We start from the raw sequence: 17,753 nt of genomic DNA on the forward strand, positions 1-17,753 counted from the left end.
TGATGATTATCGTGCACAGGTTTTCTTTGGCTGAGGATTAATCAAAGTATGCTCGCGCCCTGGTCATACAGATGGCGATTTATGCAGGAGTACCTGCATGTATGAATGGATTAACGGCGTACCGTTCTGCTATTCCTGCTACAGGAAACTGTTTTCCTAGTGAATCAAGAGATTGATTGTTTATTGGTGAAGTCAGACAGTTATAGTGATCGCGGCAGGATCATATTAGCGATTGATATCAGAGCGGGTTTCTTTGACAACAGATAAGTATTCAAGCCGTGACTGATTTGGGTTCATGGACAAGCATTCGAAAGAGAAATAACGTTAATTAGATCATGTTACGACTTGTGATTCAATCGGTTCTAAAAAAGTATGCTCGCACCCTGGCATTCACTGTGAGCTGATCTTTGAAGACAAGATCAGCGGGAAGACGGCTAATCGTCCGGGGTTAAAACGTGCCTTAAAGCATCTCAAGTCTGGCGATACGCTGGTGGTTTGGAAGTTGGATAGATTAGGGCGTAGTGTGAAGAATCTGGTCACACTGATTTCAGAATTGCATGAACGTGGTATTCACTTTCAAAGCCTGACCGACAGTATTGATACCAGTACAGCAATGGGACGGTTTTTCTTCCATGTGATGAGTGCACTGGCAGAAATGGAACGTGAACTGATTGTGGAAAGAACCAATGCAGGTCTAGCCGCAGCACGGGAACAGGGGCGAATTGGTGGACGACCGGTGGTATTTACCGAGGAAAATCGACAACAAGCCGCCAGATTACTCAATAAAGGGCACAGCCGGAAGCAGTTGTCGATTATTTACAATGTCTCGTTGTCAACAATTTATAAGTATTTACCTGTAGGTAAGATGATGAATTAGCTTATAAAATCTTTTATCAAACTCACCCACTCTGTGGGTTTTTCAATGTGTACTGCGTGACCACTGTTAATAGCTTTATATGTACTGTTGTTAATGTTTTTATGAACTTCACGTACCAGATAAGGCTGGATCAATGTATCACTGTTTAATCCAATAACCAGTGTGTCTTTATCTATTTGAGTAAGATACGCTTTTATGTCTATGGTTAATCCCAATACAATAGACAATTGGTTTTTTGTTATTTTGCGGATTTTCTGGCAATTCCTGACGGTAAGAAACCAATGAATCTTTTAACTTAATGACTTTATCAATCAACGCCACAATGCTTTCCTCTGCATAACCTGAATTAATGCCATCGGAGCAGGCGTTTGGGCCAGCCATCCGGCTCACCCAAGCGCACCAAAATATAAAGTTCTGTTCGTTGTTAAAACAATGACACGCGTTATCAAAAACCTAAACTATCCAACAAATCATCAACCTGTTCCTGATTGGTAATAACGCCAGCACCATTCTGGTTAACCTGAGGGCCGTTAAGAAGACTATCGTTCTCTTTTTTCGCTTTAGCCATCTGGTCAGAAGGCATATTTTCCATTAATACCATAACCAACTGTTTTTCCAGCTCCTGAATAACTTCCATCATCCGTTTAATTACCTGCCCGGTCAGATCCTGAAAGTCTTGCGCCATCATAATCTCAAGCAATTGGGTGTTGGTAAATGAAGTATGATCAGGGACGAGATTCAGATAGTTTCTCGTGTCCGTTACCAGTGAGCGGGCATCGGGCAGCGCTAAATTTTTCGGATTTGCAAACCATTCATCCCAACGTTGGCTCAAGGCTTTTGCAGACGATTCCAATTCGTTCTGACGAGGCTGTGCGACTTCAACGCAGTTCAACACCCTTTCAGCCGCTTGTGCTGTCATTTGAACAACGTAATTTAATCGCTCTCTCGCATCTGGGATCGCTTCAGCCGCCTGAGCGATAGTTTGATCCAATCCCAGCTCACGTAAACTATCGCGCAGCATTCTGGTTAACTGCCCAATCCGGCTGATTATTTCACTGGTTGAAATCGCCTCACTTCTCGGCATGACTGGATTTTCACTCATTTTGTCTCCTTAGAGCCCTAATTTTTCAAATATTTTATTGAGTTTCTCTTCCAAAATAGCCGCAGTAAACGGTTTCACAACATAACCGCTAGCGCCGGCTTGTGCTGCTGCAATAATGTTCTCTTTTTTTGCCTCCGCCGTTACCATCAGGACAGGTAAAGCGGCCAGCTTTTCTTCATTGCGAATCGTTTTCAACAACTCAAGGCCATCAATATTTGGCATGTTCCAGTCAGAAATCACAAAATCAAATTCGGCAGTGCGGAGTTTAGTCAACGCTTCTGCCCCATCCTGTGCTTCATCTACATTGTTGAACCCCAACTCTTTCAGTAGATTACGCACAATTCGACGCATAGTTGAAAAATCATCGACGACCAAAAATCTCAGATCCTTACTTGCCATAAAAACTCCTTGGAATTTCACTTATCCAGCAGCACAGCGCTGCAAAAATTAACATCAAATACAACTACCAAATACAACGACTAAATACGAACCGATTGCCCCGCACTGATTTTGGCCAGCATCGTTTTACTGATTTTTTGCAAATCCATGATTTCATCTACCGCCCCTAACTGGATCGCGGCACGTGGCATGCCAAATACGACACAACTTTTTTCGCTTTGGGCCAATGTGTAAGCCCCTGCCTGCTTCATTTCCAGCAGGCCCGCCGCGCCATCATTACCCATGCCAGTTAAAATAACGCCTACCGCATTGCGCCCGGCAGATTTAGCAACGGAACGAAAGAGAACATCAACAGAAGGACGATGGCGATTAACTGGCTGGGTATGCGTTATCATGATTTGATAATTGGCACCACTGCGGCAAAGTTCCATATGACGATCGCCAGGTGCAATGTAGGCATGTCCCGGCAGGACACGTTCCCCATCCTCAGCTTCTTTTACCGTGATCTGACTCAGTTTATTAAGTCGTTGTGCAAAAGAACGGGTAAAACCCGGAGGCATATGTTGAGTAATTAATAAAGCCGGACTGGTGATCGGCAGAGGTTGCAGCAGGTTTTTGATTGCTTCTGTTCCTCCTGTCGATGCCCCTACTGCGATGAGTTTTTCACTGGATAATAGTGGTTTGAAATTCAGTGGTGCAGTACTTATAGATATCGGTTCCACAGGACTGATTTTAGCCTGGGCGGCGGCACGGATTTTTTCGGCAATCAGTTCGCTATAAGCTAACATACCTTCACGGATACCCAATTGTGGCTTAGTCACAAAGTCCACAGCCCCCAGTTCCAGTGCCTTTAATGTAATTTCCGAACCTTTTGCAGTCAGAGAAGAAACCATCACAACAGGCATAGGACGTAACCGCATTAATTTTTCTAAAAAATCAATGCCATCCATACGTGGCATTTCAACATCCAGTGTTAATACCTGCGGGTTGTGCTTTTTGATTAAATCACGGGCAACGAATGGATCCGGCGCACAATCCACAACTTCCATATCAGGGTGACTATTGATAATTTCCCGCATGATTTGACGCATTAACGCCGAATCATCCACACAAAGAACAGTTATTTTATTCATGACCCCTCCTTGCCCGATTGACCCCGTAAACGGTATGTCCTTGCAAGTAGAACTCTCGGCTGATTTGAGTGACGTTTTCGGAATGCCCTGCAAAGAGCAAACCATCCGGTTTTAAGAAAGTGACAAAACGGCGCAAGATCCTTTCCTGTGTCTTTTTGTCAAAATAAATCATAACATTACGGCAGAATATCGCATCAAATTTACCTTCGAGTGCCCAATCAGAATCCAATAGGTTCAAATGCTGAAAACTCACCATTTCAGCCAGTAAAGGACGAACCCGTGCATATCCTTCAAAGCGTCCAACCCCTTTGAAAAAATATTTTTTCTTTTGGCTTTCACTCAGATACTGTAATTCTTCCAGTCGATAAATACCCTGCCTGGCTTTTTCCAGCACACTGGTATCAATATCGCTGCCAATAATTTTTATCCGATTTGACCGATGCCCCAGAGCATCACACAAAGTCATTGCAATAGAATATGGCTCCTCCCCGGTTGAAGTGGCAGCACTCCAAACACGGTATGTTCCGCCATTTTTCCCGCTGGCATGAGCGGCCAGAATAGGAAAATGATGAACTTCCCTGAAAAATGCAGTGAGATTGGTGGTCAATGCATTAATAAAAGATTCCCATTCTTTGCTGTGACTGTCTTGCTCCAGAATTGACATATATTGACCAAAATCATTAAGTCCTAATACACGAAGCCGTCTGACTAAACGGTTGTATACCATCTCACGTTTACTTTTTGCCAGTACTATGCCAGCCCTTTGATAGATAAACTGGCAGATGCGCCCAAATTGCGCATCCGACAAAGCATGTCGCTGAAGCATAAAGTTCAGCGGTGCAGTAGCTTCAGTATCTGAAGCTATTGAATTGGCTTTCATCTGACCTCAGCGTAGTTGATTTACAACATGCTCATCAGTCATGTTTGATGTAGCGGTCGCTTGATGATCGTACTCATCTTCCAAATTGTCGGGCAGTTCAAATTGCGCAACAGTTTTTACCAACATGTCCGCCTTGTCTTCAAGGGCAGCGGCGGCAGCGGCAGACTGTTCCACCAATGCAGCATTTTGCTGGGTGACTTGATCCATCTGACTGACGGCTTGAGCAACTTGATGAATGCCACGGCTCTGTTCATCAGAGGCAGCAGCAATTTCAGCCATTAAATCAGTTACCTGGTTCACCGACCTAACCAGCTCATCCATCGTTTGTCCCGCATTATTCACCAATTCTGAACCCTGGTTAACACGATGGACAGATTCATCAATTAAGGTTTTGATTTCTTTCGCCGCTTCGGCGCTACGTTGTGCCAAGTCACGTACTTCACCGGCGACGACAGAGAATCCGCGTCCCTGTTCGCCGGCACGTGCCGCTTCAACGGCAGCATTCAGCGCCAAGATATTGGTCTGGAAAGCAATGCCATCAATAACACTGATAATGGCGCTGATTTTCTTTGAACTTTTGGCAATTTCATCCATAGTTGCCACGACACTTGTGGTCAACTCACCACCTTTTGAAGCGGTCTGAGAAGCAGATGTTGCCAGTTCGCTGGCTTGACGTGCATTTTCTGCGTTCTGTTTCACGGTAACCGTCAACTCTTCCATACTGGCAGCCGTTTCTTCTAATGATGCGGCCTGTTGCTCTGTACGTGAAGATAAGTCCGTATTACCCTGAGAGATCTCTTGAATGCCAGAGTACATCTGGTTGGTATTCTCACGCACAGCAGCAATGGATTTGACTAATGATGCCTGCATGTCCCGCAGTTTGCGGAAGATATCACCAATCTCATCATCGGTGAACACGGCAATTTCCTTATCCAAACGCCCTTGCGCTACATCCTGGAAACAAGTTCTCATATTCGAAAACGGTCTGAGCAGGTTACGTTTCATCCACCAATTAGCGGCGACTGAAACAATAAATACCATCAAGACGGCACCAAAAAACATGGCAATGGATACTTTGTAGTAAAATTTTCCCTCAGAAACTGCTGAGTTAATGTTCGCGCCGAGAAATTGCATGTAATTGTTAAATGCAATTTCCATTTTACGCTGGTAATCTTCTGTAGGTTGATCAAGGAAGGCCTGAAAATTACCTTCATACAGATAAGTTTTTAGCTCTTTTAATGCGTTGATATATTCTTGATAAGAATGTTCAACCGCAGTTAATAAAGCGGCGCCATGATCAGTTTGTTCCATCCGGGGCAGTGAACTGAATTTGGCAAAATTCCGGTCTGCGTCATTCATTGAGCCTTTGAGTAACGCCTCCATTGTCTCTATCTGCGTTTGTGGCTGCCCCACTCTCTGGGCTATTGCGATTTTGTTCAAAGTATTACGCGTTTGCAACAATGCCGACCAACTCAATCCAAGGGTATCTCTCCGCTGAGTACCCAGATCAATTCTTTCGATATATGTCTGGTCTGTATGAATTATTCCCAGAGACAAACCACTCGAAATAATTTGCATAACACAAAACATCATCAGTAACAGATATAAACTGGTTGATATGCGAAGCTTGCCTAACATGTAATCACCTCGTTTAACGGCTGCATTATGCAGCCGTGGTTATCGCTATTATTTTTTAGAATGTTTCCCAATTAGAGGGGTCTTCCGCATTACTGTCTTTTTTCAGCATGGGAGGATTCGTTTTATTAGCTGGAGGAGTCATCGATAAAACTTCATGTTTTCTTTTTTCAGGCTGCTTCCTTTCTGCCTGCTCCGTTAACTGGAACATCGCAACTGCTTTGGTCAATATCCTGGCTTGTTCTTCCAATGCGGCGGCGGCGGCGGCGGATTGCTCAACCAATGACGCATTTTGCTGTGTAACTCTGTCCATTTCGGAAATAGCAACACCGACTTGTGTGATCCCCCGACTTTGTTCATCAGAAGCCGATGCAATTTCGCCCATAATGTCAGTCACACGGGTAACAGAATCGACAATTTTGTTCATGGTTTCGCCCGCACTTTCTACCTGTATAGAACCCGTATCTGTGCGATTTACCGAGTCTTCGATTAACGCTTTGATCTCTTTAGCCGCTTCTGCACTGCGCTGTGCCAGATTGCGCACTTCACCAGCAACCACGGCAAAACCACGGCCATGTTCACCGGCACGGGCAGCTTCCACGGCAGCGTTAAGGGCGAGAATATTGGTTTGGAAAGCAATGGCATCAATGACGCCAGTGATATCAGAGATCTTGCGAGAACTGTCCGCGATCTCATGCATGGTCTGAACAACATTGGCCACCACTTTACCGCCCTGACGGGCGATCTCAGAGGCGTTGTCAGCCAAGTTACTGGCTTGACGGGCATTATCAGCATTCTGTTTTACTGTCGCAGTCAACTGTTCCATACTGGCCGCCGTTTCTTCTAACGAAGCCACTTGCTGTTCAGTACGGGAAGAAAGATCGTTGTTGCCTGCGGCAATTTCGCTGGTGCCGGTATAAATGGTTTCGGTACTTTGATGAACACTTCTGACCGTATTGATCAATTCTTCCTGCATGTGTCTCAAGCCAACGGCTAACATGCCCATTTCATTATTGCCAGTTACCGTGATCGCCTGAGTCAAGTCCCCTCTTGAGAAGGCCCTGATATTATCCAGCAGCTTGTGTAGCGGATCGATCAATGTCTTACGTAAGCCAATCCAGCTTATTCCCATGACTACAACCAGCAGCGCCATCACAAAGATCAATGAAGCAACGATATTGCTGTAAGTTTGGTCAGCTTCTTCTGCCACCTGGTCATAAAATTTTGTGCTTTGAGAGAGATAAAAGTTAAATTCCACATTAAACGCGTTCTGATAATCTGTCGTTTTATGGAGAAAAAACGCTTCAAATTTGTCATGCGCTAGCATGTTATCTAACTCTTTCAGCGCATTAAGATAGTCATTGTGAGTCTGTTTTAGACGTTGAAGATGTGCTTGGTCATAAAAAGACAGTTTTTCAGTCTGTTCATATTTCTCGAAGAGCCGTTCAGCACGGGCAATATTAGCCTTGGCTTCTGCCAGAGCACCATCAATTTTATAACTACCTTCAACACCGCGATTTTTCATCATGTACATGATGCCAACACGGTTAAGGTTATTGCGGGCTTGCAGCAGGTTAACCCAGCTCTCATCCAAATAGATTTGCTGCTCTCGCATTTTATCTATTAAATCAAAGGCTTTTATATCATTCTTCAACCCTTTGAAGAACAATCCCCCGGAGATAAGTTGCAAAGCACCAAACAATATGATGACTGAGATTAATCCCGTCACTATTTTCATTCGGTTAAACATAACTTCCCTTTTTTACTAAATTTCTATGCCGATTTTTGGAATTACAGATAGTTATCGGCACATTAAAAGGGAACTTTACGTATAATTCTAAAAATTGATTTTTTACGGTATTTTTTTGATCTAAAACAAAGGGGCAGCTGTTTTTTATTGCAGTAGCCCCAAAACATCAATCTTTACATCAACTTTTAGCGACTGAATCAACCAATGCCATTTCTTCACTATTGAGAAGCTTTTCGATATCAACCAGAATCAGCATCCGTTCATCAATCGAACCCAGCCCCGTTAGATACTCTGTTGATAAAGTAACCGCAAATTCTGGCGCAGGACAAATTTGATCATCTTTCAGGGACAGCACGTCAGACACACCATCAACCACAATCCCAACAACACGGTTAAGCAAATTCAGGACAATCACAACAGTGTTGTCGTTATAGGTGACATCTTCCTGTGAGAATTTGATCCTCAAATCGATGATAGGAACAATCACCCCACGCAGGTTCGTAATCCCCTTTATAAAAGCAGGTGTATTTGCAATGCGGGTAACCTGGTCATAGCCGCGAATTTCCTGCACCTTTAATATCTCAATTCCATACTCTTCATCACCCAGGGTGAAAACCAGATATTCCTTTCCGGTCGTTTCCCCCGATAATTTATTTAATTCTTCTATGGCCGACATGATGTTACCTTTTAGTGTGAAACGTTTTGCGCTGTGCCAATTGTTCGTGGTTAAGTTTTTGCAAAGCAGGAATATCGATGATAAGCGCAACGCTACCATCCCCCATAATGGTGGCCGCCGAAATACCCGGTACTTTGCGGTAATTGCTCTCAATATTTTTAACAACAACTTGATGTTGCCCCACCAGTTTATCCACCAGCAAGGCATAACGACGTCCGGCACTCTGCACAATAACAGCAATGCCTTTCGTTGGATCAGTGATTCCATTAGGGATATCGAATATCCGATACAGTTCAAGCAGAGGTAAATATTCCCCACGTACCAGCAATAATTTTTCATCACCCGCCAATGGATAAATATCTTCCTCTTGTGGTTGCAATGAACTCACTACGGCACTCAGTGGCAGGATGAAAACTTCCTCATTGACTCTCACCGACATGCCATCCAGTATCGCTAATGTCAGTGGCAGCAAAATGCGAATGACAGTGCCCTTTCCTGACTGGAAGTTAATCTGAATTTGCCCGCCCATATCCTGAATATTGCGTTTGACCACATCCATGCCAACACCACGACCAGAAACATCAGTGACTACTTCTGCGGTAGAGAAGCCGGGAGCAAAAATCAGCATAGCCACTTCTTCGTTACTCATATTTTCACTGACGCTTAAGCCCTGAGATTGTGCTTTTGCTAAGATCTTTTCACGGTTCAGGCCCGCACCATCATCAATAACTTCAATACAGATATTTCCACCTTGATGTTCAGCCGCCAGAGTCAAATTACCCGTTTCAGGTTTACCCGCTGCAAGCCGGTTTTCCGGGCTTTCAATACCATGATCAAGACTGTTACGTACCAGGTGGGTGAGAGGATCGATAATCCGTTCAATTAAACTCTTATCCAGTTCTGTCGAACTGCCAATGAGTGTCAATTCCACTTTTTTATTGAGTTTTCCAGCCAAATCCCGTACTAAACGCGGATAACGGCTAAAAACGTATTCCATCGGCATCATGCGAATTGACATGACAGATTCTTGCAAGTCACGGGAATTTCGCTGCAATTGGGCCATACAGCTCAACAATTCACTGTGTTTGGTCGGTTCCAGACCGTTACAATGTTGGGCCAGCATAGATTGGGTAATAACCAATTCACCTACTAAATTGATAAGCTGATCAACTTTTTCTACGGCAACACGAATACTGGATGATTCCGCACGTTGGCGTGGCGATCCCGCTGCCGGGCGTGGCGCCGGACGTCCAACTTCACGTACATCTGTTTTTTTCGGAGCATCATCCGGCTGTGGATTATTTGTAATTATCGTATTTGTTGTAGGCGTATCTTTTGCTGTATTGCTGTCTGTTGTACTATTTTCTGCCGCAGTTTGTACCGTATCCGTTTTTACTATGGCATCGACAGCATCACCTTTTACTACTCCTGCATCTTGTTCTGTTTCAGTGTCCGCACCTTTTGACTGAGGCTCATTTGTTGGTAAAAAAGTGATTTGCTCAGGCTCAATCACAAAACACAATACAGCCGTAATATCATCTTCTGTCGCAGATGTGATCAATGAGGCTTCAAGGCTGTTGGTAGTCTGTTCTACATCATAAATCTCACCAAGATGCCTCAATTCATCCTTCATTAAACTGACTTCGCGTTCTTTCAATCCAGATAAATGAACACGGATCTGTCCATGATTGGGTTTGTCTGCTGAAGTATGCCTCTCTTCTGGCTGATTATCTTCGGACTGAACCGATGCTACTGTCTGTTTTTCCTCAATTTCATTTACAACGGCTTCCGTGACAAGTTCAGTCTGTATCTCAGGTGTTGCTGCAAAAAATTCTTTTTCCTGCTGCCCTTGCTGTAGTTCTAATGCAAGCTGACGCAGTGTCTCGCAGATATAATTGAATGTGTCTTCATCCGGCTCCTGAGAACTTTTATAGGCATCCAATTGTTGCTGCATAATATCTTTCGCTTCTAAAAACAGGTTGATAATGTCAATGGTCAAACGTATTTCATCACGTCTGGCGCTATCGAGCAGATTTTCCAAAACATGCGTGGTCTGTTGCAGCCGGGTAAAACCAAAAGTCGCAGCCCCCCCCTTAATGGAGTGGGCGCTGCGAAATATTGCATTTAGCTGCTCATGATCAGGTTCATCGGCATCGAGTAGCAATAAATGCTGCTCCATATCAGCCAATAGTTCATCTGCTTCATCAAAGAAAGTCTGATAAAACGCGGTAATATCCATCGTTACTTACTCTGTCATCTTGTTATCACTCAGCGGTTCAGCCGATAGCTGTTCCGATTTTGCGATTTCATGTTTTATGATCACATGGGATTGTTCGGTGGATTGCTGAACAGCCGCTCCCTCATTTGAATCCGTTCTGATGACTTCTTGCATATCCATACTATTGTTAGCGATCAGGGCGTTACCACCACTGTTTTCCTGCTCAATCCTTTTTTCTGCATCTTTATTGAGTACAATAATGCTGATACGACGGTTAACCGGCGCATTAGGATCGATATCTTTCTGCATACTAACAGTAGATGCCATACCCACAACTCGCAGGACTTTGGTGCCATCCAGACCCCCTATCAGCAATTCACGCCTTGATGCATTGGCGCGCTCGGAAGAAAGCTCCCAGTTACTGTAACCCCACTGACCGTTAGCATACTGTAAATTATCGGTATGACCAGAAAGACTGATTTTGTTCGGAATATCGTTCAAGATCGGCGCAATTGCCCGCAAGATATCGCTCATATAATTTTCGACTTTAGAACTGCCAATCATGAACATCGGGCGGTTTTCTCGATCGATAATCTGAATACGTAAACCTTCCTCCATCATGTCAATCAATAGATGAGGACGCAGCTCTTTAAGGCGAGGATCGGTAATAATCAATTGATCAAGTTGCTGGCGTAATCGATTTAAGCGACGAGTTTCTTCTTTCGCTTCAACTATATTAGATTGACGGAAAACTTCCCCATCTTGTTGGACGACATCATCCCCTCCCCCGGGGATCGGGTTGGTGCTATCGCTGCTTTTCTGTCCCTGATTAATCGCTACCTTTAAAGGAGTACGGAAATACTCAGCAATGCTGGTTAATTCCTGTGGACTGGCTATCGATATCAACCACATAACCAGAAAAAATGCCATCATTGCCGTCATAAAATCAGCATAAGCAATCTTCCATGACCCACCGACATGGCTCGCATCATGTTTTTTACGCTTTTTTATTCTGATGACGGAAACATTATTCGCTCTCATAATTATTCTTCAACTTCTTGTTGTACAGGGGATTTAACCCGACGAACATGTTCTTCCAGTTCTGTGAATGAAGGACGATCTGTGAGGAATAACGTTTTACGACCGAATTCAACTGCAATTTGTGGTGCATAACCATGCAAACTGGAAAGCAGTGTCACCTTGATGCATTGCATCATTTTAACCTGCTCACTGCTGCGTTGACGAAGGAGTGTTGCCAGAGGGGAAACGAAACCATAAGACAATAAGATCCCAAGGAATGTTCCCACCATTGCATGTGCGATCAACGCGCCCAATTCTCCTGCCGGACGATCCGCAGCTCCCAGTGCGTGAACAACCCCCATGACAGCCGCAACAATTCCGAATGCAGGCAGCGAATCCCCGACTAATGCCAAACTGGTCGCAGGTACTTCACTTTCTTGTTCGTAAGTCTCAATTTCTTCATCCATCAAGGCTTCAATTTCATGAGGATTCATGTTACCGCTGATGATCAGGCGCATATAATCAGTAATAAAATCCATCAAATACTGATCTTTTAACAAACGAGGATACTGGGTGAAAATGTCGCTTTGGTGTGGATTTTCAATATCTCGCTCCAAAGCCAGCAGCCCGTTCTGGCGAGATTTGGATAACAGACGAAACTGCAATGCCATAAGGTCCATATACATCGCTTTGTTGTATTTTGATCTACGTAATATTTTTGGTAAAACACGCAGTGTTGCCTTTATCGCCTTGCCATTATTGCCCACGATAAAAGCGCCGATTCCCGCACCTGCAATAATCAAAAATTCCGCTGGCTGATAAAGTGCGCCCATGTGACCACCGACAAGTAGGTAGCCACCAATTACCGCACCAAAAACCACGATATATCCTAAAAGTACTAACACGCGATATCCTTTAGCTAAGTTGGTGAGCAGATGGGATTTGAACAGGGAGAATCGATAAATGAAGAAGAGTGTGACGACAGGTTACAGAGTTTATAATCAAACCTGTAACCTGAATTTTACTTTCCCATTTAAATTCACACAGCTTGCTGAGCAAATCCATCCAGCAGTTGTGAATTAGTATCGGCAGGTTGAGAGGAAAGTTTACGTTTTTTTACTGCCCGTGAAGGGGGCTGGCAAAGACTACAAACAAAGCTATTTACCGGCTGGTGAGCGTGTGTGATAAAAGTTCCACCACAGCAGCGACATTGTGTTGGCTGTAACATCCCGCTGTCAACAAAACGCACCAATGTCCAAGCTCTGGTTAATGCCAGAACCGGCGCTTCTTCACTCGCCGGAGGACATTGCTCAAGATATAAACGATAAGCTTTGACAACAGCCTCTACACCTTCACAATGTCCACTTTTCAACAGAAAACGGTAAGCATTGTAGAACATTGACGAATGAATATTCTGTTCCCAAGTCATAAACCAATCCGTCGAAAAGGGGAGCATCCCTTTAGGCGGAGGGCTTCCCCGCAGCTCTTTATACAACCGGATCAATCGGCCTCTACTTAGTTGTGTTTCACTTTCAAGCATCTGCAATCGCGCGCCTAAAGTGATGAGTTCCATTGCCAGCTGAATATCTTTCGCTTCCTGAACAATACTTTTTTCAACCATCTTTACGCTCTTTTCTTGATTGAGGTGTCATCCCGGGCGGATAACTGCTGAAAAAGATGAGTAGACAGTAAGATACCCGTATGAATTTGTTGCAGATCGTCCACCCGCGATTCTTTCGTTAACTGCTGTACGGTTTCGTGGTCTTCAAACCGAAAATGGCAAATCAGTTGGTTTGTTTCAGCTAATTTTACTAACTGAGGCAATGTCAGCTCGGCCAACGTATCAGCCATCGATTCACTAATACCTAAACGGAACATCGCAGATGCTTTCTCATGGTTAATTAGCCGTTGTGCCAAAAGCAAATACGATAAATTTATGTCATAAATATGTTTGAGCAATTCAACCGTACTCATTTCTATATATCCCGTCCGATTACATGAAAAAATCAAATTAAGTGATCAAAGAATCACTCACGACAAAATTACCAGTAGCATGAGATTCAATAATCTCCGACATAACTGAAATATACATCTTTAGCCAGAGCAGTAACTGTCCTTTGTATTACTCTTGGGATCGCCCAATTTCTAAAATATTTCGGTAATGGGTTGTAAAAGTATTATTGCGTCATCTGGGTAATGCACTTGCCACAATTGATTAAGAATATTCTTAATGCTAATTAACTTTACTCCTGAATCATCAACTTATACAACGGAGAATATATGTCATTTTAAATACTATGTGATCCTGATCACAAAACTGGCACTTTTTATTATGATTCTAGCTCATTAACTATTCAAGAAAAAAAAACGAGAAATAGTCTACAATTAATAAGTTAAATTATTTAAATAAAAATATTAGGGAGCGTTTTTTGTTTTATACGATCTATTAAACTTATAAATCTAAAATAACGATAAAAAATCTTTCCTTTAGTTAAATTGACAATATTATAATAAAATTTGCTTCTTGATAATGTCGCCAGGCACTCATCTTCCACTATAACTTGATTGAGATCATAGTCATGCCAAATTTATTAATTAAATGTGAATACTAGTTATTAAAAAGCTATCAGTATGATCATTTTTAGTTTATGTTCGTACCATTTTCAAACAGAATAAAAAATGCACACACTCCCACTTTGAGCGCAAACATCACACAGATCACAAAAATAAGATAAAATACAGTATGATATTGAAATAAAAAAACATCTGTATCTTCATCCCCTGTAAACTCAACTAGCAAGGCTTTGCTAATTAAACAAAATTCAATTCCCTCTGCAATCTGTCAAGGATATTTTTTACCACTATAATAAATAAATTTTACTAAACAAAATTAATACATATACCGCCTGCTTGTGACATAAATTTCACTCAGAGTCCCTTGTTGATTATTCCCCCTCTTTAGCCATCTTATACGCACAATAAATAAGAAAAATTAATCAATAATTTTCATATCCGTAGCGAAAATGATAAGAATGACAAATGTTTCATAAGGTTTTTCAACGCGGGGAAATCAGCAGTTAAATTCTCAAACAAGATAGCTTATTGATCAAAAATTAATTTACTTAAATAACAAGGAATATAAATATAAAATCATTCCCAAATGCAAATTTGGCAACAGCATATTATCACACAAAGCCTAATTAAAAGACGAATAAAAAATTAGAATAAAAACAAATAAAACCAGATGTAAACACAGATATAAAAAGGCAATTCATACAATTTAATTTTGGAAACAAATAATAATAGATAGATTAATTTGTCGGTTTCAAATAAAAAAATAACAGGCAAATATAACGTTATTGTTTCCTTAAATTCATTTGTGTTGTGATAGGCAGTTCGTTTTTAAAGAATAACATCAAGACCTATTCTAAATATTTGTAAAAATTCGTCATGATGAGAGTCATAATATTATATATTCCGTATGAATTACTCCCTTAACCCACACAGAATAAGATATTATTTAATGAGAATTATTTACAACCATCCACCAAATCGATGAATGTAAAACCGCTTCATCATTTGAGCAATGATACAGTAGCTTATTAATGTCCCAATTAACCATGGAAAATATTCCCACGGTAATGGATGTAACCCAATCAGGTTACCAAATGCAGAGAATGGAATGTAAACACCAAGTACCATTATTATTAATGTCGTTAATAAAACAGGGAGCGCTGCCGTACTTTGCACAAAAGGAATTTTTTGTGGGCGCAACATATGTACAACCAAGGTCTGTGATAGCAATCCTTCCACAAACTACCCCGATTGAAATAATGTTTGATGTTCTATACTGTTAGCTGCAAATACATACCACATCACAGCGTAAGTCGTGATGTCGAAGATAGATGACGTAGGACCAATCCAGAGCATAAAACGCCCTATATTCTTTGCATCCCATTAACGAGGTTTTTCAGAAACTCCTTATCCATTTTATCCCACGGTAAAGACAGTTGAGAAATATCGTACATTAGGTTTTGTACAAGCAAATGAATGGCTAACGTCGGTAAAAATGGAATAAATGCACTGGCAACTAATACAGAAAATACATTTCCAAAATTTGAACTAGCTGTCATATTTAAATACTTGATGATATTCCCAAACGTTTCCCTTCCCTTAATTACCCCCCTCTTCCAAAACCATCAAATTCTTCTCAAGCAGGATGATATCGGCTGATTCTTTTGCGATATCCGTCCTTGTATCAACTGAAATTCCAACATCGGCATCCCGTAATGCCGGCGCATCATTTATTCCATCACCAAGAAAACCAACGGTATGTCCATTATTTTGCAATGATTTTAAAATGCGTGATTTTTGCAGAGGGGTTAACTTACAAAAGACTGATCTTAATTCCACTTCTTTTGAAAGGTTTTCATCACTCATGAGTTCAATATCAGGGCCAATAAGAATATTTCCAGAATCTAAATCCACATCTCGGCAAATTCTAGCCGTAACAACAGGATTATCTCCGGTAAGCACCTTAATCAAAACACCATTTTCCCTTAATGTTGCAATTGCCATTGCAGCACTTTCTTTTGGTGGATCTAAAAATGTTAATAACCCTTGTAGTGCCATCTCCTTTTCATCCGTAACAGAAAGTGGATGTTTCACTTCATCGTGACTTAACTTCCGAGTCGCTAAGATTAACACTCTGAAACCTTGTTCGTTATAACTGCTAACTAATTCCATTACATTGTTACTGCTTTCTTCAGTTAGAGAAAAAATTTTCTCTTTTATCCTTATATAGGAGCAAACTGATAGCATTTCCTCTGCGGCTCCTTTACAAACTAATTGATAATTATTAGACAAATTCTGTATAGAAATTGACAATCTACGCCTAACAAAATCAAACGGTAACTCATCAATTTTTCTGTAGCTACGGAGGAAATTAAGGTCTGAGTTATCGCATCCATACCTAACAATGGCTTGATCCATTACGTTTTTGGTGCCACTTTGATGAAAACTGTTTAACCAAGCCCAGTGGAGTATAGAAGAATCTTCCTTGCCTTCTGTATCTAACTTCTGTATCTAAATAGTGCTGGAGAATAATTTTATCTTGCGTTAGCGATCCTGTTTTGTCCGTACATAATATGTCCATTGCCCCAAAGTTCCGGATTGCATTGAGTCGTTTGACAATGACCTTTTTCTTTGACATAGCAATAGCCCCTTTTACCAAATTGGAACTGACAATCATGGGCAGCATTTCAGTTGTTAAGTCAACAGCAACCGCCAGTGCAAACAACGCCGCATCAAACCAATCTCCTTTTATTAATCCATTGATTAACAATACAATCGGCACCATAACCAACATAAAACGGATCAATAGCCAGCTAACACTATTAACGCCGTGATCAAATGCGGTTTGTGCTCGTGTTCCTACGATAGATTTTGCCAGTGAACCAAAGTAAGTTTGCTTTCCTGTCGCTACAACCACCGCAGTCGCAGTACCACTGGTTACATTGGTTCCCATTAAATAGACATTAGAAAATTCAAGTAACTTTGTTTCAGATACATTATCAGAACGGGCTGTCTTGGCACTCACATAAGCCATCGTGTCATATTTTTCGACAGGGATCGCTTCTCCCGTCAAAATTGCCTGGCTAATAAATAAATCGCTGGATTCGGTTAAGTACAGATCTGCTGGGATCATGTCTTCGGCAGATAAATAAACAATATCTCCCGGAACCAGATGCTTGATTGGAATTTCTTTTTTCTATGATTTAGTCTTATCAGAAGGGCGTCTCAAAACGGTTGCTGTTGTATTCACCATTGATTTCAAGGCTTCCGATGCCTTATTTGTTCGATATTCCTGCCAAAAACGAAGTAATCCACTTAATGTAACCATTATTAGAATAATAATGACACCCGTAAGCTCTGTTTCTTCTCCGTTGAGTGAGGGCAACAAATATTCAGTACAAAAACTGATAGCAGATAATAATAGCAATACTTGGATTCGCATGATAAGTGCAATTTCTGAAAAAGGCGGTCAGTTGCTATAGTAGGCAT

Annotated in this window: 13 protein-coding genes and 2 pseudogenes; 1 reads left to right on the forward strand and 14 read right to left on the reverse strand. The window is 41.8% G+C overall.

Annotation, left to right across the window (positions count from 1 at the left end):
• Positions 1-391 precede the first annotated feature (391 nt).
• Positions 392-877 (forward strand): annotated as a pseudogene (locus AAY47_RS16080) (recombinase family protein); the annotation flags it as partial.
• Between the two features lie 168 nt (positions 878-1,045).
• On the opposite strand, the gene AAY47_RS16085 reads toward AAY47_RS16080, so the two are convergent.
• The 14 genes and pseudogenes from AAY47_RS16085 to mgtA all read right to left on the reverse strand — a co-directional run.
• Positions 1,046-1,258 carry a hypothetical protein gene (locus AAY47_RS16085; protein WP_047771146.1) on the reverse strand — a complete coding sequence of 71 codons (213 nt, stop codon included), beginning with the start codon at positions 1,256-1,258 and terminating at the stop codon, positions 1,046-1,048.
• 64 nt (positions 1,259-1,322) lie between these two features.
• Positions 1,323-1,979, reverse strand: a complete 657-nt coding sequence (cheZ, locus tag AAY47_RS16090) for a protein phosphatase CheZ (protein WP_047771147.1) — start codon at positions 1,977-1,979, stop codon at positions 1,323-1,325.
• A gap of 9 nt (positions 1,980-1,988) precedes the next feature.
• Positions 1,989-2,378 carry a chemotaxis response regulator CheY gene (gene cheY / locus AAY47_RS16095; protein WP_047771148.1) on the reverse strand — a complete coding sequence of 130 codons (390 nt, stop codon included), beginning with the start codon at positions 2,376-2,378 and terminating at the stop codon, positions 1,989-1,991.
• Positions 2,379-2,458: 80 nt separating this feature from the next.
• Positions 2,459-3,511, reverse strand: a complete 1,053-nt coding sequence (locus AAY47_RS16100) for a protein-glutamate methylesterase/protein-glutamine glutaminase (RefSeq protein WP_047771149.1) — start codon at positions 3,509-3,511, stop codon at positions 2,459-2,461.
• Positions 3,504-4,391, reverse strand: a complete 888-nt coding sequence (gene cheR, locus AAY47_RS16105) for a protein-glutamate O-methyltransferase CheR (protein WP_047771150.1) — start codon at positions 4,389-4,391, stop codon at positions 3,504-3,506. The genes AAY47_RS16100 and cheR overlap by 8 nt, the downstream gene beginning before the upstream one ends.
• Positions 4,392-4,397: 6 nt before the next feature.
• Positions 4,398-6,029: a methyl-accepting chemotaxis protein gene (locus tag AAY47_RS16110; RefSeq protein WP_047771151.1), complete on the reverse strand. Its 1,632-nt coding sequence runs from the start codon at positions 6,027-6,029 to the stop codon at positions 4,398-4,400.
• Between the two features lie 55 nt (positions 6,030-6,084).
• Positions 6,085-7,776, reverse strand: a complete 1,692-nt coding sequence (locus AAY47_RS16115) for a methyl-accepting chemotaxis protein (RefSeq protein WP_047771152.1) — start codon at positions 7,774-7,776, stop codon at positions 6,085-6,087.
• A gap of 178 nt (positions 7,777-7,954) precedes the next feature.
• Complete coding sequence (gene cheW / locus AAY47_RS16120; protein WP_047771153.1) at positions 7,955-8,452, reverse strand: chemotaxis protein CheW; 498 nt, start codon at positions 8,450-8,452, stop codon at positions 7,955-7,957.
• Between the two features lie 4 nt (positions 8,453-8,456).
• Entirely contained in the window at positions 8,457-10,691 is a 2,235-nt protein-coding gene (gene cheA / locus AAY47_RS16125) for a chemotaxis protein CheA (protein WP_047771154.1), read from the reverse strand.
• A 6-nt stretch (positions 10,692-10,697) separates the two neighbouring features.
• Positions 10,698-11,711, reverse strand: a complete 1,014-nt coding sequence (gene motB / locus AAY47_RS16130) for a flagellar motor protein MotB (RefSeq protein ID WP_047771155.1) — start codon at positions 11,709-11,711, stop codon at positions 10,698-10,700.
• A 2-nt stretch (positions 11,712-11,713) separates the two neighbouring features.
• Positions 11,714-12,595 carry a flagellar motor stator protein MotA gene (gene motA / locus AAY47_RS16135; protein WP_047771156.1) on the reverse strand — a complete coding sequence of 294 codons (882 nt, stop codon included), beginning with the start codon at positions 12,593-12,595 and terminating at the stop codon, positions 11,714-11,716.
• Positions 12,596-12,729: 134 nt separating this feature from the next.
• A complete protein-coding gene (gene flhC, locus AAY47_RS16140) occupies positions 12,730-13,311 on the reverse strand; it encodes a flagellar transcriptional regulator FlhC (RefSeq protein WP_047771157.1) in 582 nt (193 codons plus the stop codon).
• A 2-nt stretch (positions 13,312-13,313) separates the two neighbouring features.
• Positions 13,314-13,664: a flagellar transcriptional regulator FlhD gene (gene flhD / locus AAY47_RS16145; RefSeq protein ID WP_047771158.1), complete on the reverse strand. Its 351-nt coding sequence runs from the start codon at positions 13,662-13,664 to the stop codon at positions 13,314-13,316.
• Positions 13,665-15,224: 1,560 nt separating this feature from the next.
• A pseudogene (mgtA, locus tag AAY47_RS16150) lies at positions 15,225-17,700 on the reverse strand (magnesium-translocating P-type ATPase); the annotation flags it as partial.
• Between the last annotated feature and the right edge of the window lie 53 nt (positions 17,701-17,753).

This window comes from Xenorhabdus griffiniae (assembly GCF_001028135.1).
GTDB lineage: Bacteria > Pseudomonadota > Gammaproteobacteria > Enterobacterales > Enterobacteriaceae > Xenorhabdus > Xenorhabdus bakwenae.